Source organism: Arthrobacter sp. SE2 (assembly GCF_058244265.1).
In genome coordinates this window covers 1-24912 of record NZ_JBZAYA010000015.1, presented here as the reverse complement: position 1 = coordinate 24912, position 24912 = coordinate 1, and the positions used below count along the sequence as shown (strand labels likewise).

Here is a 24912-nt window from a genome sequence, read left to right as displayed (position 1 = left end):
ATTTCATCATGGAAGTAATTACGAAAGGTACGGGCATGATGGACAAGGGGCCTCGAGTCGGTCGACGCAGCAGTTCGAGGTTGTGGCTGGCGGGGGCGGTGCTATCGCTCGTGGCGTGGATGGTGGTTGGCGGCATTGGCGGCCCTACCTTTGGAAAGCTCAGCGAGGTGTCCAGCAACGACCAGGCGTCCTTCCTGCCTGCGAGCGCCGAATCCACCGAAGCCCGTGAATGGCAAAGCAGGTTCACTTCCAGCGGCAGTGTTCCCGCGGTGGTGTTGATCGAGTCTCCTGAGAAGCTTTCACCCGTTCAACTGGCCGGATTGGCATCCCTCGGCACCCAACTGTCTGCCGCCGACGGGGTCAGCCACTCGACGTCGACGGTTGGGCCGATTCCGTCCGCGGATGGCAAGGCGGCGCAGTTCATCGTCCCGGTAGAGGAAGGAAGCGGTATCAAAGGGAGCATCCAATCGCTTCGTGCGAAGGCGACGGATATTGCGGCCGGGGCGGCACTTCCCGCTGGAACAACCACCTACGTGACGGGACCGGCGGGCTTCCTCGCCGATCTGGTCAGCGCTTTTGGGGGCATCGACGGGATACTGCTTTTCGCGGCACTCGGTGCCGTCTTGGTCATCCTGCTAGCCGTCTACCGATCCGTGGTGCTGCCCTTTGTGGTGCTCCTTACTGCCGTTTTCGCGCTTTGCGGTTCCATTCTGGTGGTCTTTGCCTTGGCGAAGGCGGGCGCAATCCAATTGACGGGACAAAGCCAAGGGATCCTGTCCATCCTGGTGGTCGGCTCAGCCACTGACTACGCCCTCCTCTTTGTGGCCCGATACCGTGAGGCCTTGGGCCACATGACGAACAAATGGTCGGCTGTGGGACGCGCATACAAGGGCAGCTTTGAGGCGATCCTGGCATCGGGGACAACTGTCGCCTTGGCGCTGCTTTGCCTGCTCTTCTCGGAACTGAATTCAAACCGCGGACTGGGGCCCATCGGCGCAATCGGAATCGGCTTTTCAATGTTGGCCAGCCTGACACTGCTTCCTGCTGCGCTTGGCTTGCTCGGCAGGTCCGCATTTTGGCCGCGTACCCCGAGGAAAGTCCCAGCCAACTCCGGCATTCCCCGGGGCTGGAGGCTTCTGGCAAGCATCATAGCCAGGCGGCCCAGGGCAGTATGGCTGGGCGCAGCTGCCGTTTTAGTGGTCTGCGCCGCGGGCCTGTTGCAACTCCAGGCCAGCGGTGTTCCACAGTCGGCGCTCATCCTAAGCAAATCCGAGGCAGTAGACGGCCAAGTGGCATTGGGCCGGCACTATCCCGCCGGTGCGGGAAGCCCGGTGGTGGTTGTGGCCGACGAAAAGGCGGCGGCCGCGGTACTTGCCGGGGTCAAAGCCCAGGAAGGCATCTCGGATGCATCCGTGGTTGCCGCTCAACCGGATTCCGGCGTCCGCCCGCTGGCGGAAACCGCGATGGACACTGTCCCCTTGGTGCGGGACGGCCGGGTGCTGATCAACGCCACCCTGTCCTCCGAGGCCGATTCGGCGAAGGCCGAGCAGACCATCGCCACGCTCCGGCTGAAGCTTCATGACAAGGCCCCCGGGACCCTGGTGGGAGGAACCACCGCCACTGCCGTGGACACCAATGCCAGCGCACAGTCTGATTTGTGGCGCATCATCCCGATCGTCTTGGCGGTCATCCTGTTGGTGCTCATGGCATTGCTGCGGTCCGTTTTGGCGCCACTGTTGCTGATCGGCACCGTAGTGCTGTCCTATGCGGCGGCGTTGGGCGTGTCGGCCTGGGTGTTCAACCATGTGTTTGGATTCCCCGGAGCGGATGCCTCGGTTCCGCTTTTCGGTTTTGTATTCCTCGTGGCCCTCGGCGTCGACTACAACATCTTCCTCATGACCCGCGTCCGGGAAGAGTGGAGGCTCGACGGAACCCGCGCCGGTATCTTGAAGGGCCTCGGTGCAACTGGCGGGGTGATTACCTCGGCGGGCGTCGTTCTTGCCGCCACTTTTGCTGCCCTTGGGGTCATCCCGATCCTCTTCCTTGCGCAGATCTCTTTTATTGTGGCGTTCGGAGTGCTGCTCGACACCACGATCGTGCGCTCGCTGTTGGTGCCTGCCTTGGCTTACGACATTGGCGGGCGGATCTGGTGGCCGGGACGCCTGGCACGCGATCCGGCGTCGAAGGAGAATCAGCGGGCAGCCACGGCTTCCTGATCCCGCCACCAGGCCACGGTCGCCGCCATCGCGTCCGCAAGCGGCGTCGGTTCCAGCCCGAGCTTGGCCTGGCTCGCTGTGGAGTCCATGACGAATGGACGCTCGAACTGGTACAACATTTCGGCCAGCTCCCGCATGTCGGTTGAAAACAGGCCGAGGGTCCGGAGCAGCCAGTCTGGGACCACGCTCAGCTTCGGTTCGGGCATGCCGGCCGAGCGTGCGAAGTTTCCCGCAATTTCCCGCATCGTCATTGCCGGTCCCGTGGGAGCGTGCAATACCGAGTTCCAGAGTTCGGGCTTATGGGCCGCGGCGATCATGGCTCCCGCAAGATCCGGGACGTACGTGAAAGAGTGCGGCTGATCGGCGCTTCCGAGAACCTGGACCGTCTTGCCCTTGAGGACGAGGGGGACCATGCGCTCGCCGGCGTGCGCCATGCGGGCTCGTGGCCCGAAGAAATCGCCCGCCACCACGCTGACGGTATTCGCCGGGTGGGCTTGCCGGGCCTTCAACAGGGCCGAGCGGATGCCGCGCTTGCCGCCGGTCGCTTCGCGGGGGCTGCTTTCGGTGATGGTCTTGTCCGGCTCGCTGTAGGAGTAAAGGCTCTCAGGGAAGACGACGACGGCGCCTGCCGCCGCAGCGGCGTCCATCACCACTTGCTCTGCTCCGGGAAGCTCGGCCGCCCAGGCTTTGGCCCGGTAGACAGAACCGTGGATGCAGTGGAAGACGGCCGTGGCGCCGTCGAAGGCTTGCGCCAACTTGGCCGGGTCCGAAACATCGACGCGGAGCCTTTCGACCAGCGGGTGGTCCGGTCCGCTGCCTGAGCGCGTCAGGATGCGCACGTTTTCGCCGCGGTCCGCGAGTTGCTCGGCGATGGTCCATCCCACGGGGCCTGCTCCTGTGACGACGTACATGGTGTTGCTCACTTTCTGCTTGGGGGATTTAGTTCTTGGGCTGAAATCTAATTCGAGAGCAGTGCTCTCTGAAGTCAGGATGAGCCCTTTCGAGTTCCATGTCAAGAGCACTGCTCACATTTGTTTCCAGTGCTCTCTTTTGTGGCATGCTGGATGGATGGAACATCCCTTAGCCGCAGCGGCCAGACAATCGACGCCCCGCGACCGGGCCCGGGCCCAGACCGTGGCGGACATCATCCGGCTGGGTCGCCAACACCTTGCCTTGCATGGCGCCGCGGGCTTGTCCCTCAGGGCTGTCGCGCGCGATCTTGGCGTGGTGTCCTCCGCCGTGTACCGGTATGTGGAGAGCCGCGACGAACTCTTGACCCTCTTGCTGATTGACGCTTACGGCGAGCTGGGCGATGAGGTGGATGCCGCCGTAGACGCCCTCCCCGAGGACGACTACAGCGGCAGATTCCTGGCGCTCGGGCGGGCCGTTCGTCAGTGGGCCCTGCGCGAGCCGGCAAGGTATGCCCTCCTGTTCGGCAGCCCGGTCCCCGGATACCAAGCGCCCGCCGAGCGCACTACGGAACCCGGAACGCGGGTGATCTACCGGATGGTGGGGATCTTCGACGCCGCGTACCGCGCAGGTGCCCTGGCCGCCGACGCGGCGGCCGCCGTCGTCGTTCCTCCAGCCCTTGCCGCGGACCTGGCGGCCATCCGGGCCGAACTGGGAGTGGCCGTTCCCGAACCCGCGTTGGCCAGGGGCGTGCTCGTGTGGACGTCGGTTTTCGGGGCGGTCAGCTTCGAGGTGTTCGGCCAATACGGGGCCGACACCTTCCCGGCCCGCGACGAGTTGTTTGAGCACCAGCTCGAGGTGCTGCAGGGGATCGTGGGGCTGTAGCCGCTCCCCGCAACCGTGCATGAAAGACGGTGCCCGAAGGTAAAGTAACTGCATGGCTCGCGGACTTGCTGACATCGGCGCAGAGGGCGTTTTGCTCGCCGGAGCAGGACGCGCCATCCTGATGCAGATCGCCAATCCCGCGGTCGGTCACGGCGTCGCCGAGCACAGCAACTTCGCCGAACGGCCGCTGGACCGGCTGCGCGCCACCATGACGTACGTCTACGCCGTTGTCTATGGCTCGAACGAGCAATTGGCCGCGGTGCGCCGGGCCGTGAATCGTGCGCACGCCCCGGTTCGCCGGCCAGCGGACGATTCCGCCCCCGGATACAACGCCTTTGACGCGCAATCCCAGTTGTGGGTGGTTGCGACCCTCTATGACACCGCCATCACTGTTTACGAAAGGGTCCATGGAGTCCTCGATGACGACACGGCCGATCGTGTCTACCGTGAGTATGCGCGGATCGGGACGGCGTTGCAGCTTCCCGCCGAGCTCTGGCCGGCCGACCGCTCGGCCTTCGCGGGCTATCGGGATGAATACCTGCGGAACCTTGAACCGGATGCAGCCGCTTTGCGGGTGGCCCACGAGCTCCTTTACCCCACGAGCGGGCCGTTTTTGATGCGCATGAGCATGCCGTTGGTCCGGCTGCTGACCGCGGGCCTGCTGCCGGAGCAGCTTCGCGCGGGATTCGGGCTGCCTTGGAATGCCCTGCATCGGCGCAGCTTCGACGGCACCATGCGCTTCTTGGCAGCGGCTTACCCAAAGCTGCCGGAGAAAGTCAGGCATTGGCCGAAGAACTACTATCTTGGCCGGCTCGGACCGGGCGAGCTCGGCCCTGGCGAGTAGGGCGCCGATGCGTGAGCTCACCGCGGTTGAGGAACTTATCGACGGGAGCGCGAGCCGCTTCCTGGGCGGTGCCCCGGCCCGAGGACTTCGATCCAGGCTCACTGAGTTCACCGTCTTCGGCCTCAAGCAGGCGTGGGCGTGCATCTTCGGCGCTTCGCTCCTTGCCGTCATTTTCGGTGCCCACCTCTGGTATCCAGCCAACGCCGGCCTCGCGAGGAACGATTTCCTGACGATCGCCGCCGTCGTGATCCAAGTCCTGATGGTGGCCACGAAGCTGGAAACCTTGCGCGAGCTCAGGGTGATCGTGCTCTTCCACATGGTGGGAACGGTCATGGAGTTGTTCAAGACAGACGTCGGCTCGTGGTCGTATGAAGCCGAGGGTGTTCTCCGCGTCGGCGCCGTTCCGCTCTTCAGTGGCTTCATGTACGCGGCGGTCGGCTCGTACATGGTGCGGGTTTACCGGGTTTTCGACCTGCGCTTCGCCGGGTATCCAAGGCGTTGGATCACTGCGGTCCTGGCTGCGGCCATCTATGTGAACTTCTTTTCCCACCACTACATCGTTGATGCCCGATGGGTTCTGCTGGCCGCCGTCGTCGTGATCTATGGCCGGTGCGTCATGTACTTCCGGGTGTTTCGGCATCGACTCCGGATGCCGCTGGTCCTGGCATTCCTGCTGGTGGCGCTCTTCATCTGGATTGCCGAGAACATCGCCACCTGGTCGCACGCCTGGCTGTATCCGAGCCAACTGGATGGCTGGCACTTGGTGTCCCCGGACAAGCTCGTCTCGTGGTTCCTCCTGATGATCATCTCCGTGGTGCTGGTGGCATGGGTGTACAAGCCGATGCCGCCGGACGAGGCGTTGGCCGCCTCCGGCTGACGGAACACCCGCCGTCGACATCGCCGGAACGCTGCGGAGTCGCCGGAGCGCTCACGCGAACCGGCACTCTTCCCGCGAGTTCGACGTCGGCCCTCAACCCAAGCCCCGCCGGCGGGCGTTCTCCCACGGCGAAATCGGCCTTAAATCCCCGTGTTTCCTGGGTTTCTTGACCCGCATTCGGCAGAGTTGAGTGTACTCGACTCAACTTTAGATTGACATTGAATGAGGCCTGAGTACAGTTGAGTGCAGAACGCTCAACTAGCCGAAGGTTGAGTGCTCCCCGCCCTCCAATCCCCTCACGGGTAGCGGAATCGGGTGAAATCTCGATCGTCGGCCATTGAAAGGAAGCAACATATGTCACGCGCTGTAGGTATCGACCTCGGAACCACTAACTCCGTCGTCTCTGTTCTCGAAGGTGGCGAGCCCACCGTCATTGCCAACGCCGAGGGTGGGCGCACCACGCCGTCGGTCGTTGCATTCTCCAAGTCCGGTGAAGTCCTGGTCGGCGAAATCGCCAAGCGCCAGGCCGTCAACAACATCGACCGCACCATCGCTTCCGTGAAGCGCCACATGGGCACCGACTGGTCCGTCGCCATTGACGACAAGAAGTACACGCCGCAGGAAATCTCCGCGCGTATCCTCATGAAGCTGAAGAACGACGCCGAGAGCTACCTCGGCGAAAAGGTCACCGACGCTGTCATCACCGTCCCGGCCTACTTCAACGACGCCGAGCGCCAGGCCACCAAGGAAGCCGGCGAAATTGCCGGCATGAACGTTCTCCGCATTGTCAACGAGCCCACCGCCGCAGCACTTGCCTACGGCCTGGACAAGGGCAAGGAAGACGAACTCATCCTGGTCTTCGACCTTGGTGGCGGAACGTTCGACGTCTCCCTGCTGGAAGTCGGCAAGGACGAAGACGGCTTCTCCACCATCCAGGTCCGCGCCACTGCCGGCGACAACCGCCTCGGCGGCGACGACTGGGACCAGCGCGTTGTTGACTACCTGCTGAACCAGCTCAAGATCAAGGGCATCGACCTTTCCAAGGACAAGATCGCCCTCCAGCGTCTGCGCGAGGCTTCGGAGCAGGCCAAGAAGGAACTCTCTTCCTCCACCAGCACCAACGTCTCCCTCCAGTACCTCTCCGTCACCCCTGACGGCCCGGTCCACCTGGACGAGCAGCTGACCCGCGCCAAGTTCCAGGACCTCACCAAGGACCTGCTTGAGCGCACCAAGAAGCCGTTCCACGACGTCATCGCCGAGACCGGCATCAAGCTCTCCGAAATCGACCACATTGTGCTCGTGGGCGGTTCCACCCGCATGCCCGCCGTCTACGACCTCGTCAAGGAACTCGCCGGTGGCAAGGAGCCCAACAAGGGCGTCAACCCGGACGAAGTTGTTGCCGTTGGCGCAGCACTGCAGGCCGGCGTGCTGAAGGGCGAGCGCAAGGACGTTCTCCTGATCGACGTCACCCCGCTGTCCCTCGGTATCGAAACCAAGGGCGGTGTCATGACGCACCTGATCGAGCGCAACACGGCCATTCCCACCAAGCGTTCCGAGACCTTCACCACCGCTGACGACAACCAGCCGTCCGTGGCCATCCAGGTCTTCCAGGGCGAGCGTGAATTCACCCGCGACAACAAGCCGCTGGGCACGTTCGAACTGACTGGCATCGCTCCGGCACCGCGCGGCGTCCCCCAGGTCGAGGTCACCTTCGACATCGATGCCAACGGCATCGTCCACGTCTCCGCCAAGGACAAGGGCACCGGCAAGGAACAGTCGATGACCATCACCGGCGGCACCGCGCTGTCCAAGGAAGACATCGACCGCATGGTCCGCGAAGCCGAGGAGCACGCAGCCGAGGACAAGGCCCGCCGCGAGGCTACCGACACCCGCAACACTGCCGAGCAGCTCGCCTACTCCGTGGACAAGCTCATCGCCGAAAACGACGACAAGCTGCCTGAAGAGGTCAAGACCGAGGTCAAGGCCGACGTCGACGCCCTCAAGAAGGCCCTCGAAGGCACCGATGACGCAGCAGTGAAGACCGCTTTCGAGAAGCTGCAGCACTCGCAGTCCAAGCTCGGCGAAGCGATCTACTCGCACGCGGGTTCCCCGGACGGCGCAAGCAGCGCCGCTGGTGCTGAAGGCGCTCCCGCCGGTGCCAAGGCTGGTTCTGCCTCCGGCGATGAGGACATCGTCGACGCCGAGATCATCGACGAAGACGAAAAGAAGAAGTAAGCATGCCTCACCACGGCAACGACGCAGAGCACTCACCTTCCAACAACGAGGGCAAGCACGACGAGCGTGAAGGCGCCGGTCAGCAGAAGCCGGTTATCCGGGACAACCGCAAGGTTGACCCGGAGACCGGGGCCGCCCGCCACCCCCAAGGATCGGCAGCTGATTCCAACGCCGCTGCCGCCGAGGGCGACGCCCTGTCCCAGGCTGAGGAAATCCTCAACGGCATGGAGGTTCCGGCTGAAGAGTCGGTAGCCCCCGGTGCCGCTGCAGAAGCAGAGGCCGCGGAACTCCGCAACGACCTCCTGCGCCTGCAGGCTGAGTACGTCAACTACCGCAAGCGCGTCGAACGCGACCGTGCCGTCGCAGGGGAAATGGCCGTCATCGGCGTCCTGAACTCCCTGCTGCCGGTGCTGGACGACGTCGACGCCGCCCGCCAGCACGGTGACCTCGTGGACGGCCCGTTCGCCGCGATCGCCGCCAAGCTGGAGAACGCGCTGAAGACGTACGGCTTGGAGCGCATCGCGGAAACCGGAGTCGACTTCGACCCCACGATCCACGAAGCCCTCATCCAGCAGCCGGGCGAGGACATCGAAGTAGACACCGTCAGCCAAGTGCTGCGCTCCGGCTACCGGTCCGGCGACCGCGTGCTGCGCGCGGCCCAGGTGATTGTGGCTGTGCCGGCCTAGGTCCCGCCTTAGTGTGCTCGCCGCGCCTTCGCGGATGAGGGGGCCCCGCCCCTTCGCCGGGTGGCCTAGGATCTGCGATCCTTGGCCACCCGGCTTCGGCAGGCCCGATGCCACTCCCAGGCCCCCTCATCCGCTACGGCTCAAGCGGTTGGCTCGCCTAAGGCTTGTCTCACCTAAGGTGGGATGAGCGCAGCGCAGCTGGATAGGGGGCCGCGGCGTGGCGGGCACCGCGATGGGCCCCCGGCGGCGAGGGTCCCGACGTGAGCTTGCGAACGTTGGGAGCCGCAGGGGACGGGCACGGCCCCCTATCCAGCGGAGCGCAAACTTAACCAGAACGAGAAAGGAAACGCCCTTGGCCAGCCAGGACTGGGTTGAGAAGGATTTTTACGCCATCCTTGGTGTCGCCAAGGACGCCTCTGACGCTGACATCAAGAAGGCGTACCGCAAGCTTGCGCGGAAGTACCATCCGGATACCAATTCCGGGGATGCTACTGCGGAGAAGAAGTTCAAGGACATCTCGGAGGCCTATTCGGTGCTCTCGGATGCCGAGGAGCGTCAGCAGTACGATGCCATTCGCGCCATGGGCGGGGCACGCTTCGCTCCGGGCGCAGCTCGCGGCGGGCCGGCCAATGGCGGCTTCGAGGACCTGTTCGGCGGCCTTTTCGGCGGCGGCGCACGCCAGCCTGCAGGGGCCGGTGGTATCCCTCCCGAGTTCGCCGACCTCTTCGGCGGCGGCTTCGGCGGTGGACAAACCGGTTTCCAGCGCGCCCCCCAAAAGGGCAGCGACCGCACGGCGTCGACCTCAATTTCCTTTGCCGGCTCCATTCACGGCACCACGGTGAGCCTGCGCGAAAGCAACGGCAACGTCATCGACGTGAAGATTCCCGCGGGTATCAGGGACGGCCAGAAGGTCCGCCAGCGCGGCAAGGGCAACCCGGGTGCCGCCGGCAACGGGGACCTCATCATCACGGTGAACGTCAAGCCCCACGATTTCTTCAACCGCGACGGCGACAACATCCGCATCCACGTGCCGGTCACTTTCGCGGAGGCAGCCTTGGGTTCCAACATCCACGTGCCAACGCTCGACCGCGACACCGTCACCGTCCGCGTCCCGGCCGGCACGCCTTCCGGGCGCACGCTCCGGGTTAAGGGCCGTGGTGTCAAGACATCGAAGGGCACCGGCGATCTGCTGGTGACGATCGACGTCTCCGTCCCGCAGAACCTCAACAAACAGGCCGAGGAGGCCGTCAAGGCATTCGCCGCAGCCACCGCTGACGCCGATCCTCGTCACGACCTGGCAGCCAAGGCCCGCTTGTAGCGGAAGAAGACACGGGAGGGACGTAGGCATGGGCATCGACATCAACCAGCCGATCTTCGTCATCTCCGTCGCGGCCGAACTGGCTGAAATGCACCCGCAGACCCTGCGCCAGTACGACCGCCTCGGCATCGTGTCGCCGAGCCGTGCCCCGGGCAAGTCCCGGCGTTACTCCCAACGCGACATCGACCGCTTGCGCGAGGTCCAGCGACTCTCCCATGAGGGTGTATCTCTCGAGGGAATCAAGCGCATCCTTGAGCTCGAAAACCAGGTGGCCGCGCTGCAGTTCCGTGTGGTCGAGTTGACCGAGGAATTGCAACGCCGGCGGAGCCCGATGGAGGCCCGCGTTTTTGCGGCAGGAGCAGCGGGCGACGTCGTCAGCCTCGCCCGCGGGCAGCGCCCCCGGGCGCGGTCCCAGGCAGTTGTGGTCTGGCGGCCGCGACCGGAGGAGTAGTCCTCTAGGCCTGCGAGAGCGACGCCAGCAGTACCGGCGCTTCCTGCCCGGCCCACGTACCATTAAGGACAGCAGAATCATCCGAGCCAGGCGTCCCCAGATCCAGGACGCGATTGACCAACAGTGTGAGCTCGCCGGCGTCGATGCTGGTGACGGCGTCTTTAGTGGTCTGGGCGGCCGGGGTCACCAAAGGGACTTCGCTTCCAGGCGTTCCGCTACCTTTGACCTCGACGGAGCTGGTGCGCGGCTCCAGGGCACCGTCCACTTCCACGAACTGTTCGGCTTCCCGCTGTCCCGTGAGGATGGCGGTGGCCAAGGCAGCGACATAGACGGGATCGGCGCACGCGTCGTACACCCACCTCCTGCCCAGCACGGAGTGTTCCATGGTGCCAAGAAGCGAGTCTTCGGCACCAGCCAATTCAGAACCCCGGTAGCTCAGGGGAACCTGATAGATCTTGCCGCCGTGGGAGACCAGATGGGTCTCTAGGCCGACTTCGCCGTCCGGATCATCGAAGCGGTACGCGCCGAGCAGCTCGGTCAGCGCGGACCCGTCCTTGGTGAACCACGGCTGGACGGGCAGATACTTCTCGATGAGTTCAAGTTTGCTGGGACTCAGGGTTGCTCGATGGATGATAGCCATGCGGTCCAGCCTAAGCCACCTCGAAGCAGTTGCTTCAGGGGCGGCATCCAGCCAGACGTCCATTAAGCCGGTCCACTTCGTCCAAGACTTCGGTTGCTGCCCATGCGCGATTCCGTTGCGACTGGGTGATCTGCGTCAGAATGCCGGCGTTCGTCAGCCTGTCCAGGACCCTGTAGATGGATCGTTCTTCGATGCCCGCGATGTATGCGGCGCTGTGCGCTTCGAACACCGGCCGCTCCAAGAGCCAAGGAATGATCTTCTCGTCTGCGGAGCCTTTTCGGGGCCGGGCCGCCTCCGTCCATGCGGCCGGGAGGGCGTCGAGGGATGCCACTGACTCGCGGGCCGCTTCCGCCGCGCGGAGTGAGGATTTGGCGAGATACAGCACGAACGGATCTACGTCGCCATTGCGGTAGTTGTTTAGCAAGGAAAAGTAGGTCTCCACGTCCGCAACCATGGCCGAAGCGATCGGAATTACCGTGTTCTTAGTCAGCCCTCGCCGGCGGGAGATCGCTCCGATCAACGCCCGGCCAATACGGCCGTTGCCGTCGGTGAAGGGGTGGATGGATTCGAAATGGGCGTGCGCAATAGCCGCTTGGGCCATGATCGGGACGTCCCGCCGGGCGGAGAACGCCATGAGATCGTCCATGAATCCGGGGACGAGTTCTGCAGGCGGCGGCACATGGATGGCCCCTCGGGGTGAATAGTCGCTTCCACCAATCCAGTTCTGGACGTCCCGGAATGAACCGGCGTGCCTGCCGTCCGTGGGGTCATCCTTCATGAGCATCTTATGCGCGGCAAGCAGGGCCTCCAGCCTGACCTCGCCTGTGGTGCCCGCATCGTTGATCATGCTCTGGACGGCTTCGGCGGCAGCCACCATCGAATTGGCCTGATCCGTTGCCTTCAGCCCGATCAGGGCGCGGGCGTAGTCATTTCGCTTGGCGTCCACGTGCTCGATCTTGGATGAAGAAACCGCCTCGCTGCGAAGTAGAAATCCACTGACTGCCGTCATGCGGGTGCCGGCGGTTACGTCCAAAGATGCGATGGCAACTGCAGCCTCTTCGAGCGCCACGATGGTTTCACGTCCGGGCTCGAACCAGAGATCCGCTATGAACGGCGGTAGCGACACCTCTACCTCTGTGAACTCCCGATCCTCGCGGGGCGGTCGTCCGGATGACTTCCATGGCACAATCTTGCTTCCGTGCGCGGGCCAAGCAGCCATGTAGTCTCCTGAAAACGGTGAGTTAGTCGCTCGCTACTCACATTTTATGGCAAAAAGGTGAGTAATGGCGACCTTGGTGGTCGTTTCTCAGACCGAGAAGCCTTACTCCGCGAACAAGCCCGCCAGATCCTCCGCCGTCAAGGCGCCACCGGTCAGCGCATCGCCTTCCATCACGTCCGCGAACAGCTGCGACTTCCTGGTCTTGAGCGCCATGACCTTTTCCTCGATGGTGTCCTTGGCGACCAATCGGTAGACCATCACGTTCCTCGCCTGCCCGATCCTGTGGGTCCGGTCCACGGCCTGCGCTTCGGACGCGGGGTTCCACCATGGGTCCAGCAGGAACACGTAGTCGGCCTCGGTCAGGTTCAGGCCGAAGCCGCCGGCCTTCAAGGAAATAAGGAACACAGGCGCCGCGCCGTTCTTGAATTCGCTCACGACGTCGGCCCGGTTCCGGGTGCTGCCGTCGAGGTAGCAATACTCGATGTCCTCCGCGTCGAGCCGCTCGCGGACCTTGCCCAAGAACCCCGTGAACTGGCTGAAAATGAGCGCCCTGTGCCCCTCGGCAACAATGTCTTCCAGCTGTTCGAACAGCACATCCAGCTTGGACGAGCGCACGGCGGACAAGGACTCGTCCACGAGGGAGACATCCAGGCTGAGCTGCCGCAGGAGGGTGAGCGACTGGAAAATGGTGAAGCGGTTCTTATTGACGTCGTCGATGAGCCCCAGGATTTTCTGCCGCTCACGCTGCAGGTGCGTCTGGTACACCTTCTGGTGCCGCGGGTTCAGTACCACTTCCAGCACCTGCTCCTGCTTGGGCGGCAGGTCCTTGATGACTTGCTCTTTGGTGCGGCGCATCATGAGGGGACGTACCCGACGGCGGAGCTTGGCGAGCTGGGCCTTGTCTCCGTTCTTTTCGACCGGCTTTTGGTAGTACTCCGCGAAACGGCGGGGGCTGGAGAACAGCCCGGGAGCGACGATCGAAGTCAGCGCCCAGAACTCCATGAGGTTGTTTTCCAGTGGCGTGCCGGTGATTGCCAGCTTGAAGGATGCCGGGAGTTTCCGGGCGCACTGGTACGCCTTGGACTGGTGGTTCTTGACGAACTGGGCTTCGTCGAGCATCAGCCCGGCCCATTCCTTGGCCGCGTAGGCCTCGTAGTCGATCCGGAACAGCGCGTACGAAGTGATGACGACGTCGGTTCCGGCCATGGCTTCCTGCGGATCGGCGCCGCTCTTGGCGAAGGTCTCTCCGACGGTCTTGATGCTCAGGCCCGGCGCGAAGCGCTGCACTTCCGCGGCCCAGTTTCCCACGACGCTGGTGGGCGCCACTACCAAGAAGGGGGCGCCGCCGCCCGAGCCGCCCGCGGTGCCGGCGTCGGATTCAGCCTGCTCCTTCGCCGCACACATCAAAGCAATTGCCTGCACTGTCTTGCCGAGGCCCATGTCGTCGGCCAGGACCCCGCCCAGGCTGTGACGGTACAGGAAACTCAGCCAGTTGAAGCCCTCCAGCTGATAGGGACGGAGCTCGGCATCGAGCGAGCCCGGCAGCGGGAGCCCGGTCACGCCGTCGTCGAGCAAGCCGCCCACGGCCTCGCGCCATGCCGCCGCCTGCTCGTCGACGATCCCCAATTGCGCGAGCTCATCCCAGAGCCCTGCCTGGAAGCGGCTGAGCTGCAGGGTGCCGTGCCGGTCCGGGCTGTCCTGCAGAGATCTGGCCTCGTCGATCAGCGCGCGGAGCTGGTGCAGCTCGGGCAAGTCCAGTGAGAAGTAGGCGCCGCTCGGCAGCAGCATCCGGCTCTGGCCCGCCGCGAGCGCGGAAAACACCGCGGCGAAGGACACAGGTTCGCCCTCGAGCGTGATGACGATGCCGAGATCGAACCAGTCGCGGCTGTCGGTGGCCTTGGTCGAGATTGAGACGACGGGAGCCTCGGTTGCCTCGCGGTAGTCGGCGATCTCGCCCGAGGTGTCCACGACGACGTCGGGCAGCTCGCGCAGCCGGGGCAGCACCTCCTCGGTGAAGGCGAGGGTGTCCAGGCCGTCCAGCGCTACCGAGGCGGCCAGCCGTGGAGCCCCCCATCCGCCGCTCGAGGATTCACCCAGCGCGGCGACTACGTCCCAAAGCCGGCCCAGGGACTCAAGGATCCGGGCCTCCTCGGCGTCGTCGCGGTAGCCGTGGTCGTCCGGGTGCCGCCAGAGGGGCTGGGCAGTCACGAGCTTGCCGGCCTTGTAGTGCCACTCCCAGTGCAGCCGCACCCGGTGGTCAGCACCGTAGTTCGCCAGAAGGGACAGCGTGGGCACGGCGAGGACCGGCAACTCCACTGAATGGTCCGCTGCCGTGACCCGGGTGGACTGCTTGAGCTTCGGATAGAACGCCGTGAGGAACCGCTCTTCGTCATTCTCCGGGATCTGGAGCCGGGATGCGCCCATGACGAAATCGAGGAGTTCCTGCGACTCACCGCCCTCCAACGGAGCCAGCGTGATGAGGTTCTCGGGTGCCGATACCCCGGGCAAGTGGCCCTCGCCGGGACCCGTGAAGAACAAGCCATGTGCCGGGCGGCCGATCAAGCCCAAGGTCGCCGGATCAAGGGCGTCCGCGCCCAAGGTCACCGACGGCGCGAGCTGCAGTCCGTCGTCGGGCCGGCTAAGGTCAAGCCCGACGACGGCGGGCTCCGCAGCAATACGGACCGGCTCGGTCCCGCCGGAGTGGATGAGCGAAACCCCTATCTTGTCGGCTTCGACCAGGAGGCTCCACAAGTTCTTGCCGGCGAATTCGTTGAGGAGCATCCACATGCTCGAAGTGAGCTGCCGGTAGTCCGCAGTGGAATGCGCGGCCAGGAAGTTCTGCATCCAGTCGATATGGGCTTCGTTGAACTCGCGCTTGTAGCCGAGGTAGTTCAGGTTGGTCCAGGAAACATCGCCCCGGATCCACTTGCCCTTGGCGCCCATCATCACCGGGCGGGCCTTGAGCTGGCGCACGCTGCGGAGCGGATCGCGCCGGCCTGTGTAGGAGAAGTGCGGGGCAGGTTCTTCCACTTCGAACGCCAGTGCCAAGGGGAGGCCCTGGCCTTGCGGGGCGGTCCCCGGAGTGGCGATGAGCTTGCTGAGTGCCTGCTCCCAGGCCGGTCGCTGCACGATTCCCCCCGGCTGGGCCGTCTGTCCGAACGCAGGCGCGCTGAGCAGCTGTGCGCGCACGGCAGGATGGTCTTCCGCGGCGAAGAGAAGGGCGGCCACGTGTTTGCAGTCCTTGCGGACGGGGCAACTGCATACGCCAACGGTGCAGCTCCAGCCGCCGGGCTTGCGGACCAGCTTGGCCGACGTCGAATACGCTGACGGGCCACTGCCCCTGACCTTGCCCATCATCAATCCCGTGGCGGAATCGAAAGTGATGCTGCTGACCCGGCTTCCCATGGCATAGGCGAGGCCGGCCGCCAGGGAGCGGTCGTTAATGGCGGGTGTCTGAATCGCCAGTTCCCAGGAGTCGTCTGAGTGGGAAGGCATTCGTTCGGGCTACTTTCGGCAGGAGGCTATCTATGAATCCTAGTCCCCGCCTCCTCCCTCACTTCGCTCCGCTCAGTCAGGGAACCCGGGAGGCGTGGGCCCATACCTCCTCCCTCACTTCGCTCCGCTCAGTCAGGGAACCCTGGAGGCGTGGGCCCAGGGAGCAGCCCTGAAACTTTGCCGGACGTTCACCTCTGCCTAGCTTGCCCGACAACCGCCCCCGCGTACGTTGAAAGGGTCCGGAGCAGCACAAGCTTCCAAGCAGTGAGGAAATCCCATGACCAGCAATGAGAACCCCGTCGTTCTGACGAAGGACAGCATCGAGGCCGACAGCGCCGACGTTGTGGACGCGAACGTCACCGTGGTCAACGAGATGTACGAGGAGCTCCTCAACCATGAGGAAATCGCTACCAATGCTCTGCGCAGCTACTTTGTGGACTACTACCTGACCCAAGCACTCGCGGGCGGTTTCGCGCAGTACGTGTTCACGGTGCCGGAACGCGAAGAGGTGGATGCGTTTGTCCGCGAAGGCCTCGAAGGAATGGGCGCCAAGGGCCACCTTGAGCTGTTCAACCGCACCGCCGCAGCTTTCGACGCCCTGTCCGAGGAAGACGCCGAGGCCTACCTGGACGGCGATCTTGACGAGTCCGAAGTGGCACCGGAAGCCGTTGCTGAGCTCGAAGCCCTCGACGGCGAATTCGAATCCCTCCTGGAGACCGAAGACATCATCGAACTCAACGCAGCGTGGCTCCGCAGCCAGGACGGCGTGCTCTACCTGGACGAGGAGCAGCTGAAGGCTCACATCGCCGAGCGCGTAGCCCTCATCCCGAACCTCGAAGAGCGCCAGGCCGAGGCAGCCGAAGCGGAACTTGAGAACGCCCCTGAATTCGAGCTCATCATCCGTGAACTGTGCGACGTTGCCGGCTACCAGCTTGAGAAGATCACCATGGGCGATCCCAACTACGAGCACGACGGCGAGACGATCCTCGCCTGGCACTTCACCACGGACCACGGCAACTACATCATGATCGAAGAGGACGACGAAGCCTTCATGATCCACCCGGAGACGAAGGAAATCATCGCCGCGGTGGAGTTCGAGGACGCTGAAGAGTTCGAAGACGCCTAAAACGCCCGCTCACCTTTAAGTCCTCCAGGACAAACGCTCGCTCAGATCTGCCGGCCGGGCCGGCGAGATCTGAGCGAGCGTTTGCCTTTTGGGCTGCAAAGGTGAGCGAGGGTTTCAGTAGCCCATGCTGCTCCCGCTTGGGGTGCTGCTGCTGCTCGGGGTCACCATGGAGCCGGACGGGCTGACCAAGGACCAGACACCGCCCACGCCTTGGCCGTAGGTGTCACTGGAGTCTTCGTCCTTGGCGTAGAAGTAGATGGGCATGCCGTTGATGGTGATCTGCATCTTGCCGTCTGCCGTGGGGATGGTGCCGATGGTTCCGCTCACCCCGTCAACCGCCGGCATGGCCGACGTCGTTGTCACAGCAGGCCAGTTGGTAGCGCAGCCTCCGGTGCAGGCGCTCTTGCCGGAGCCCTTGACGTCCTTCGCGAAGATGTAGACGCTCTTGCCGTTCGCCGCAACCACTCGCTCGCCGACGCTCGACGACGCCGTCTTCAGCTCCGGCGCGCCAGCAGGAGTGCTCGACGCCGGAGCGCTTGAACTCGCTGACGCCGCGGAGCTGGGGCTGGTGGCGCTTGAGGAAGTGGAAGACGCGCCGGGGCTGCCTCCGCAGGCACTAAGGACAATAGCCAGCGCAATGACGCCCAGACCGGTGCTGAGTTGCTTCTTCAAAGTGTGCTCCTTTGCTTGGACCGGCGTCGACGTGCCGGAAACTAATCCGTACGACGCCGCGGGGTGAAGAATGGTTCACAGGGCTGAACCTTTTTCGTGGCGGGCACGTCTTATCGCAGGAGAAGGGGAAGCCGCAGCAGACAGGAGGCGCCGATGCCGCTCGACGAGGACGTCGTGGCCGCGATCTACCGCGACCACGGCACAGCCCTGCGCCGCTTCGTGCTGAGCTGCACGCCGGACGCGCATTTGGCTGAAGACGTGGTGCAGGAAACCATCCTTCGCGTGTGGCAGCACGCCCCGCAGATCACCGGCAGCCTGCGCAGCTATTTGTTCCGCACTGCCCGCAATGTCATCATCGACAACTACCGCAAGGCCCAGCGGCGCCCGGCAGAGGCTGCCGAACGCGACATGGCGGACCCGGAGGAGGCCACCGAGCGCGTGGATGAGCTCCTCAACCGGGTCCTTATGGAGGAGGCGCTCCTGCGGCTCAGCACCGAACACCGGGAGGTCCTGGTAGCCCTGCATTACGAACGTTTCACGGTGAACGAGGCCGCGCTGAGGCTCAACATCCCCAGCGGCACGGTGAAATCCCGGGCCTTCTACGCCGTCAGGGCGCTTCGCACGATTCTCGATGAAATGGGGGTGCAGCGGTGAACGAAACCGGACTTCACCAATTGCTGGGCGCCTACTTGCTCGGCGGCCTCGAACCTGCCGATGCCCGGGTTTTTGAGGAGCACTTGGCAAGCTGCGCTGATTGCCGGCTTGAGCTGGGGGAGCTGGAGAGCCTCCCGGCCCTCCTCGACGCCGTCCCCGTGCCCGACGCCGTCGCGCTCGCCGCCGGGCGCCCCGCCGTCGTGCCCGCCGCGGCAGTTCCGGCCGCTACTTCCGACGCTCGCTCACTAATGGGGGCTTTTTCGGAAAGGCTCCCGCAGCCGATTCTCTTGAAAATGGCAGCACGCCGACGGAAATCCCGACGCCGGTGGGCGGCTCTGGTGGGCGCCGTAGCCGCCGCTTGCCTTGGGTTGGGCGTACTGGCGGGGCCGGTGTTGAACCAGCCACCTAAGCCTGACGCCAGCTACTCTGTGCAGACGGACAATGGCCTGCAGCTCACTGTCGGGCTCGTCAGGAAGGCGTGGGGGACCGAACTGCAACTGGAAGGCCGCAGCATGCCGCCGCAAGGCACGATGTACCTGTGGGTCAAGGGCCGCGACGGCACGGAGGAAATGGCTTGCGGTTGGACCGCGACCTCCAGCGGCCACATCAAGGTCACGGGCGCGACGCCGGTCCAGCTCGCCGGGATTTCGGGTGTGGAACTGCGCGATGACAACCAGAAGATGGTCGCGGTGATTTCGGTCCCGGGGAGCTAGGGGTTCCCGGAACCTAGGTGGTCAGCGGTGAGCGGTCAGGCGGACGCTGGCTCGCTGGCCTCAGAATCGGGCAGATCGCTTCGCTCCCAGGTGGGCATGTCCAAGCGGTTGAAACTGTAGAGGTGAATTCCCGCGACACCATCCGGGTGCGCCATGAGTTCGGAAACCAGGCCTTCTGGTGAGTACTTGTCCACGCCTAGGAGCTTGCGGGCAAGGGTTCCTTTATTGCTGAGGAACTTCAGGGACGTCCCGACGCCGATCTGGGTCGCCAACGCCAGCAGTTTTGTCCGCGGAACGGCTCCGGCAACACCGGCCCACAGCGGCAGTTCGAGCCCTTCGCGGCGCAGGAGTGCTGCGTAATCGAGGACCTTCGGGGCGGAGAAGCACATTTGCGTGACAACGTGCGTGGCCAGGCGTTGTTTCGCCAACAGGGCATCCAGCAAGTCCAGCCCGCTCACGGAAGGATGCCCCTCGGGGTAACCGGCGATGCCCGCGGTGATGCTACCGGCGGAGTACTCGGCGATGTCCGCCAAGAGGGGAAGGCTTGATCGATAGGGGCCGGCACCTTGCGCTCCGTCTCCGCCGATGGCGAAGACCTCCGTGATCCCGGCGGCCTCGCAATCCCGGAGGATGCCGGAAAGCTGCGCCCGGTGCTCCAGCCCGCGTGCCGAGAGGTGCGGAATCACGTTGTAGCCGAGAAGACTGAGCTCGACGGAAGCCTCTATGGTCCGCGCGATGCCGTGATGGGGCAGGCAGGTAACGGTGAGCGTAGTGGAAAGCGGCACAGCGGCCTGGACTTTCTCAACGATTCCGTCCGAGGGAATGATTTCAATCCGGGTGGGGAACATGCTGGCTCCTTGCGGATCAGGCCGTCGCGTGGTGTGCGAGGAGGGTGCGTGCTTCCTGGCGGGTGGTGCCGGAGTCCTGGATGCCTTCGGCGATGTGGGCCAGGTGGGCGGGGATTTCGCGGCCTTTTTTGCGCATCGCGGTGGCCCAGAGGCGTCCGGCGCGGTAGGAGGAGCGGACCAGGGGGCCGGACATGACGCCGAGGAAGCCGATTTCCTCGGCTTCGGTGGCGAGGTCGACGAATTCCTGGGGTTTGACCCAGCGGTCCACGGGCAGGTGCCGTTCGGAGGGGCGCAGGTACTGGGTGATGGTGATCAGGTCACAGCCCGCGGCGTGCAGGTCGGCCAGGGCTTCGGAGATCTCTTCCCGGGTTTCGCCCATGCCCAGGATCAGGTTGGATTTGGTCACCATGCCGGCGGCCCGGCCCTGGGTGATGACGTCCAGGGAGCGGTCGTAGCGGAACGCGGGGCGGATGCGTTTGAAGATCCGGGGCACGGTTTCGACGTTGTGCGCGAAGACCTCGGGGGCGGAGTCGCAGATCGCACTGATGTGTTCGGGTTTGCCGGAGAAATCGGGGATGAGCAGTTCGACGCCGGTGCCGGGGTTCAGTTCGTGGATCTTGCGGACGGTTTCGGCGTAGAGCCAGACGCCTTCGTCTTCCAGGTCATCGCGGGCGACGCCGGTGACGGTGGCGTAGCGCAGGGCCATGGCCTGGACGGAGCGGGCGACCTTGGTGGGTTCGAACATGTCCACGGGGGAGGGTTTGCCGGTGTCGATCTGGCAGAAGTCGCAGCGGCGGGTGCATTCGGAGCCGCCGATCAGGAAGGTCGCTTCCTTGTCTTCCCAGCACTCGAAGATGTTCGGGCAGCCGGCTTCCTCGCACACGGTGTGCAGGCCTTCTTTTTTCACGAGGTTCTTCAGGCCCACGAATTCAGGGCCCATCTGGACCTTGGCTTTGATCCACTCGGGCTTGCGTTCGACCGGGACGGCTTTATTGCGCTGTTCAACGCGCAGCAGCTTACGGCCTTCAGGTGCCAGGGTCATGAGGAACTCCATAATTCAGGTGGCGCGGACGCACCACGATGATTCGGTTCCTCCCCGCTCTGTATTGGACCTGAGAGTTTCCGCGTCCCGCCTCGCGGCTGGACGCTTGCACCGTCGGTGAGCCCGGTTGCCCGGGCTGCTTTCCAGAGTTGCCTTGCCGCGGCGGTACATGGGCCTGAGAGATTCCTGGGGAGGATTTGCTCCTACGGCGCCTGCTGAAACGTACCGGCAGGGCTCTCCCGCCGCAGATCATAAGCACATGCCGCCTTTCGGTGACACGTCTCACATGATATCCGGTGCCTGTGCGGTGCGCAAAGATGCGGCCTTTTCCAGCCGGGGCTCCCCGGACTTGGCTGGATGGCGTTCAGTGTTTCGCGCTGGGTTCGGCGAGGCACCGTTAGCGTACTTCCATCACGCAGTGTCAAGGGTTTTGCTCTTGCTTGAGCCAGTCGATATGCAAAATTGAGTGCTCGAAAACAACAAATTGAGTAGTGTTTGGATTGGGGATTGAGTATCGGGAAAAATCTAGAGGTCGAAATAACCGAGTACCGATTCTAGAATTCCGCGATAAAGTCCTCCGACCTGTTTAATAAAAGGTTTTGCTTAATTTGCCTTTTCTGCATAATTTAATCGTTGAGCATTTGCTTCAACGGGCGTCCCCCCGATAACACTGGCAGGAGGACAGCGTGAATCCAAAGTCAAGAACCTTAAGAATGACCGGTGCAGTTGCCGCCAGTCACTGGTCGCCGGGGCCGAAACTCGCGTGTCCAGGTCCCCTGTTGTAGCGGTATCCGATCTCATAGCGGGAGTAAATGACACCTCTGGCGTACTCATGCTTGATTTCCTCGGCGAACTCTTCCGCCTCGTCTTGAGATGCGAAGACGCCAAGCACGGCATTAAATGGTTCCTCTTCATCGTGTTGGACGATCCACACCGCAGCCATGCTGACAGGGTACCTGAAAACTTGAGCGCCTTGACCTTTTTATAACGCCCGGTTGTCTTATCGGACCGTTTTACGCATAGCAAATAGCAAAGGGAGCCATGAACAAAATATCCGTACTTGCCACGTCAGCCCTGTTGCTGGCCTCGTTGTTCGCGGCAGGGCCGTCAACTGCCCTTGAACAGTCGCCGAAGGCGCCAGATGCCCCGGCCGATGCTCCGGCATATGACCCAAAGGTCGCGGCACCGAAACCTGGCGACCTGACCTGGGCCGAGGTAGCCACACTCGGGGAGAGCTTGGGAACGTTCACCAAAGAGACACCGCAGAACCAAACCTTGAAGGAAGTCGCTGCTCCCGCCACCGTGTCGCCGATCGCCGGTACAAGCGGCCAGCGTTGCACCATTGACACCGGAAACGTTTATAAACGGACATCTGGGAGCATCTATCCGTATGGAACTGTTGGCGGTCACCCAAAGACGACCTGCAATGTCTTCATGATCAGCATCTCCCAGACTACAACTCTGTATAAGACGGTCTGGTGGGGGCTCCAGCGAGTGGCAGGTCCGTTCAATAGCTTTAACCAGGGACAAGCATCCTTGACCCAGACATCTCCTCAAGTCGTTTGCGCGGACCTTCGCGAAACGACATTCAGGATGTTCGTCCGTAGTACTGGGACGTTCCCGACCAGGGCACTGGGTTCAGCCAGCGCTTGGGAAGGCGCCACCTTGAGGTGTGGGATCAACTAGTAACTCAAGGAGCCATACAAGCTGGACGCCTTCATTGCCCCACCAAATATCTACCGCTAGACCTTGCGATAGCTAAGGTCGAAGATCATGCGTCCGGCCTCGTGGGCCTTGTTTTCGAAGCTGGTGCGGATGCGGCCATGGAAGCGCGGAGCCCACCCGCCCACGTGGTCCACTCCCTCGTTGGGGCCGGTGTGCTCGGTGCTGACCGGGGCGCGGCCTTCCTTGACAGGTGCCCCGCCAACCATGGATTCGACTCCGGATTCCCACACCTGGGTGAGGGGGCTGTCAGCGCCGGTCCTCTCGCCGTCGTGCAAGTTCTCAAACTCGGTGGAGCCGGCAAGGACCTCGCGGACGTGGATGGCGTAGTTGGACCAGTCGGTGGCGATACGCCACAACCCGCCCTTCTTGAGGCACCGTGCTGCGAGTTTGGCGAACGCGGGCTGGATGAGGCGGCGTTTGTGGTGCCGGGATTTGTGCCACGGGTCGGGGAAGAAGACCCAGAGCTCGCTCACCGAACCCGCAGGGAGCATGGTGGCGAGGACCTCGGGGGCGTTGGCCTCCACCACGCGGACGTTGCTGAGCCCGCGGCTGTTGATCTTGATCATGGTGTTGGCCAGGCCCGGGGTATAGACCTCCACGGCGAGGAAGTCCTTGTCCGGGTTCTCCTCCGCCGCGTGGCATACGGCGTCGCCGAGTCCCGAACCGATTTCGACGATCAGCGGCGCCTTGCGGCCGAACTCCGCTTCGACGTCGAACACGTAGTCCGGGTGCACGGAGGTGTTGGCGACATGCCGCGGAACCTGGATGGCCCAGCGGTCCGAGTGCTCTTCCCACGCTGCCTGGCGGCGGCCCTGAAGGCGCGTCCCGCGGCGCACAAAACTGACCGGTCGGCCGCCGTACGTGCCGAAGGAGGCCTGGCTCCCTGGGGTCACGGGGCGCGAGGACTGCGGTGTTTCAGGGGAATCTGGGGTTTCACTCATCTCCTCCAGAATACCGTTGCGCGGCCAAACGCCCGCGGCGGAACCTGCGTACGTGGACAAACTGCCAGAATGGCTTAGTGACCCGCGCTTCAAGCTCCCCCGAGAACACCAAGCCGCACTCCGGCATCCCCGAGATCCTCATCGACGCCGAGATCGACGAGCTTCCCGCTGCCGAGCCCACGCAGGTCAAGACGCGAGGCGGACTCGTCTTCCTCGGGATCTGCCTGGTGCTCATCGGCCTCAACCTGCGGACGGTGTTTTCGAGTTTTTCGGCGGTTCTTCCGGAAGTCACCGCCGACGCCGGGTTGCCGGGCTGGGCGGTGGTGGTCCTGACCACTGTGCCGGTGACCTTGTTGGGCGTCTTCGCGCCGCTGGCGCCGATCCTGGCCCGCCGTTTCGGTGCCGAGAGAGTATTGCTCGGCGCGATGGCAGTGCTGACGGCGGGGCTTTTGCTGCGTCCGGTGGACCTCGCCGGCGCCGGGCACTTGCCGGCCCTCCTTGCCGGTACTGCGGCGTGCGGCGCCGCGATCGCGCTATGCAACGTGCTGCTGCCCGGCGTGGTCAAGCGCGACTTCCCGCATCGGCTTGGGCTCATGGGTGGGCTATATACGACGGCGATTTGCGCGTCCGCAGCGCTTGGCGCCGGTTTCACCTATCCCGTCTTCACCGCGGCCGGGCACTGGACCTCGGCGCTGTGGTTCTGGGCGCTGCCCGCCGCCGTCGTACTTTTGCTTTTCCTACCGCTGGCGATCCGCCAGCATCCCGTCCGGCACAACGCTGCCGACGGCGGTGCGAACGTCTGGCGTTCCGCCGTCGCCTGGCAGGTCACCATCTTCATGGTGTTGCAGGCGATGATGTCCTTCAGCGTGTTCGCTTGGTTGGCGCCGATCCTGCGCGATCGCGGAATCGACGGCGGGACGGCCGGCTTGATCGTGTCCGTGTCGATTGTGCTGCAGATGCTGGGTTCGTTCATTGCCCCGGGGCTCGCGGCCCGTTTCAAGGATCAGCGCGTCATCAATGCCGCGGTGGCGCTCATGACCGGCGGCGGCTTCGCCTTGAGTATTTTCGGCCCCACGGATCTGATTTGGGTGTGGACCGGGCTGTTGGGCCTGGGGCAGGGGAGCCTCACGGCCGTGGCGTTGACCATGATCATGCTGCGTACCCGCGATTCCCACACCGCGGCCCACCTTTCCGGCATGATGCAGGGCGTCGGCTATGGCTTGGGATCCACGGGAACCCTGATGGTCGGCCAGTTGCACCAAGCGACCGGTGGCTTCGCGGCTGCCGGCATCCTGTTCCTCGTGGTGGGATCCCTGGCGGCCTTCTTCGGATTCCGCGCCGGCCGGAACCGCTACGTCGGCTAGCCCAACTAGTGGTGTGTCTCCAAAATAGTTGATGCTTTGAGTGTTAACCTTG

The 24912-nt window shown here is 63.9% G+C and carries 21 protein-coding genes and 2 riboswitches; of the genes, 12 read left to right on the top strand and 9 right to left on the bottom strand.

Going from position 1 to position 24912, the window contains the following annotated elements; all coding sequences use genetic code 11:
* The first annotated feature begins 38 nt into the window (after window positions 1-38).
* Window positions 39-2216 carry an MMPL family transporter gene (locus AC4CS3_RS18235; protein WP_490784666.1) on the top strand — a complete coding sequence of 726 codons (2178 nt, stop codon included), beginning with the start codon at window positions 39-41 and terminating at the stop codon, window positions 2214-2216.
* On the opposite strand, the gene AC4CS3_RS18230 is transcribed toward AC4CS3_RS18235, so the two are convergent.
* Window positions 2192-3127: an NAD-dependent epimerase/dehydratase family protein gene (locus AC4CS3_RS18230; protein WP_490784665.1), complete on the bottom strand. Its 936-nt coding sequence runs from the start codon at window positions 3125-3127 to the stop codon at window positions 2192-2194. The genes AC4CS3_RS18235 and AC4CS3_RS18230 overlap by 25 nt on opposite strands.
* A gap of 157 nt (window positions 3128-3284) precedes the next feature.
* Here AC4CS3_RS18230 and AC4CS3_RS18225 point away from each other — a divergent pair, with 157 nt between their 5' ends.
* From AC4CS3_RS18225 to AC4CS3_RS18195, 7 genes are all read left to right on the top strand, one after another.
* Window positions 3285-4010: a TetR/AcrR family transcriptional regulator gene (locus AC4CS3_RS18225; RefSeq protein WP_490784610.1), complete on the top strand. Its 726-nt coding sequence runs from the start codon at window positions 3285-3287 to the stop codon at window positions 4008-4010.
* A gap of 52 nt (window positions 4011-4062) precedes the next feature.
* A complete protein-coding gene (locus AC4CS3_RS18220; RefSeq protein WP_490784609.1) occupies window positions 4063-4854 on the top strand; it encodes an oxygenase MpaB family protein in 792 nt (263 codons plus the stop codon).
* Window positions 4855-4861: 7 nt separating this feature from the next.
* Window positions 4862-5731 (top strand): DUF817 domain-containing protein, encoded by an 870-nt coding sequence (locus tag AC4CS3_RS18215; protein WP_490784608.1) that lies wholly within the window; start codon window positions 4862-4864, stop codon window positions 5729-5731.
* Window positions 5732-6085: 354 nt separating this feature from the next.
* Window positions 6086-7966 (top strand): molecular chaperone DnaK, encoded by a 1881-nt coding sequence (gene dnaK, locus AC4CS3_RS18210; RefSeq protein WP_490784607.1) that lies wholly within the window; start codon window positions 6086-6088, stop codon window positions 7964-7966.
* A 2-nt stretch (window positions 7967-7968) separates the two neighbouring features.
* Complete coding sequence (locus AC4CS3_RS18205; RefSeq protein ID WP_284983606.1) at window positions 7969-8652, top strand: nucleotide exchange factor GrpE; 684 nt, start codon at window positions 7969-7971, stop codon at window positions 8650-8652.
* 352 nt (window positions 8653-9004) lie between these two features.
* The gene (locus tag AC4CS3_RS18200; protein WP_490784606.1) at window positions 9005-9970 is read left to right on the top strand and encodes a DnaJ C-terminal domain-containing protein; all 966 of its coding nucleotides are present in this window, start codon (window positions 9005-9007) and stop codon (window positions 9968-9970) included.
* A gap of 28 nt (window positions 9971-9998) precedes the next feature.
* Window positions 9999-10421, top strand: a complete 423-nt coding sequence (locus tag AC4CS3_RS18195) for a heat shock protein transcriptional repressor HspR (RefSeq protein WP_490784605.1) — start codon at window positions 9999-10001, stop codon at window positions 10419-10421.
* Window positions 10422-10425: 4 nt separating this feature from the next.
* Here the strand turns inward: AC4CS3_RS18195 and AC4CS3_RS18190 are convergent, their stop codons facing one another.
* From AC4CS3_RS18190 to AC4CS3_RS18180, 3 genes are all read right to left on the bottom strand, one after another.
* Window positions 10426-11061, bottom strand: a complete 636-nt coding sequence (locus AC4CS3_RS18190; RefSeq protein WP_490784604.1) for a CG0192-related protein — start codon at window positions 11059-11061, stop codon at window positions 10426-10428.
* Between the two features lie 34 nt (window positions 11062-11095).
* Complete coding sequence (locus AC4CS3_RS18185) at window positions 11096-12280, bottom strand: Fic family protein (RefSeq protein WP_490784603.1); 1185 nt, start codon at window positions 12278-12280, stop codon at window positions 11096-11098.
* Between the two features lie 102 nt (window positions 12281-12382).
* Window positions 12383-15775, bottom strand: coding sequence for a DEAD/DEAH box helicase (locus tag AC4CS3_RS18180; protein WP_490784602.1), 3393 nt, complete (start codon window positions 15773-15775; stop codon window positions 12383-12385).
* Window positions 15776-16052: 277 nt separating this feature from the next.
* On the opposite strand from AC4CS3_RS18180, the gene AC4CS3_RS18175 reads away from it, so the two are divergent.
* Window positions 16053-16901 carry a DMP19 family protein gene (locus tag AC4CS3_RS18175; RefSeq protein WP_236813182.1) on the top strand — a complete coding sequence of 283 codons (849 nt, stop codon included), beginning with the start codon at window positions 16053-16055 and terminating at the stop codon, window positions 16899-16901.
* A gap of 114 nt (window positions 16902-17015) precedes the next feature.
* Here AC4CS3_RS18175 and AC4CS3_RS18170 read toward each other — a convergent pair whose 3' ends face one another.
* On the bottom strand, window positions 17016-17573 hold the full coding sequence (locus AC4CS3_RS18170) for a COG4315 family predicted lipoprotein (RefSeq protein WP_490784601.1): 558 nt from the start codon (window positions 17571-17573) through the stop codon (window positions 17016-17018).
* 153 nt (window positions 17574-17726) lie between these two features.
* Here AC4CS3_RS18170 and AC4CS3_RS18165 point away from each other — a divergent pair, with 153 nt between their 5' ends.
* Window positions 17727-18227 (top strand): sigma-70 family RNA polymerase sigma factor, encoded by a 501-nt coding sequence (locus AC4CS3_RS18165; RefSeq protein ID WP_059389901.1) that lies wholly within the window; start codon window positions 17727-17729, stop codon window positions 18225-18227.
* Entirely contained in the window at window positions 18224-18940 is a 717-nt protein-coding gene (locus tag AC4CS3_RS18160; protein ID WP_490784600.1) for an anti-sigma factor family protein, read from the top strand. Before AC4CS3_RS18165 ends, AC4CS3_RS18160 begins: the two co-directional genes overlap by 4 nt.
* Before the next feature lie 35 nt (window positions 18941-18975).
* Here the strand turns inward: AC4CS3_RS18160 and AC4CS3_RS18155 are convergent, their stop codons facing one another.
* The 4 genes from AC4CS3_RS18155 to trmB all read right to left on the bottom strand — a co-directional run bounded on the left by AC4CS3_RS18155 (window position 18976) and on the right by trmB (window position 23496).
* Window positions 18976-19788 (bottom strand): methylenetetrahydrofolate reductase, encoded by an 813-nt coding sequence (locus AC4CS3_RS18155; protein WP_490784599.1) that lies wholly within the window; start codon window positions 19786-19788, stop codon window positions 18976-18978.
* A 16-nt stretch (window positions 19789-19804) separates the two neighbouring features.
* Entirely contained in the window at window positions 19805-20830 is a 1026-nt protein-coding gene (gene lipA / locus AC4CS3_RS18150) for a lipoyl synthase (protein ID WP_490784598.1), read from the bottom strand.
* A 49-nt stretch (window positions 20831-20879) separates the two neighbouring features.
* Window positions 20880-20982, bottom strand: a riboswitch (glycine riboswitch).
* Window position 20983: 1 nt separating this feature from the next.
* A riboswitch (glycine riboswitch) is annotated at window positions 20984-21082 on the bottom strand.
* Window positions 21083-21566: 484 nt separating this feature from the next.
* Window positions 21567-21773 carry a DUF7336 domain-containing protein gene (locus AC4CS3_RS18145; protein WP_441431334.1) on the bottom strand — a complete coding sequence of 69 codons (207 nt, stop codon included), beginning with the start codon at window positions 21771-21773 and terminating at the stop codon, window positions 21567-21569.
* A 799-nt stretch (window positions 21774-22572) separates the two neighbouring features.
* Window positions 22573-23496, bottom strand: a complete 924-nt coding sequence (trmB, locus tag AC4CS3_RS18140; RefSeq protein WP_490784597.1) for a tRNA (guanosine(46)-N7)-methyltransferase TrmB — start codon at window positions 23494-23496, stop codon at window positions 22573-22575.
* A gap of 77 nt (window positions 23497-23573) precedes the next feature.
* On the opposite strand from trmB, the gene AC4CS3_RS18135 reads away from it, so the two are divergent.
* A complete protein-coding gene (locus tag AC4CS3_RS18135) occupies window positions 23574-24860 on the top strand; it encodes an MFS transporter (protein WP_490784596.1) in 1287 nt (428 codons plus the stop codon).
* Window positions 24861-24912: the final 52 nt, after the last annotated feature.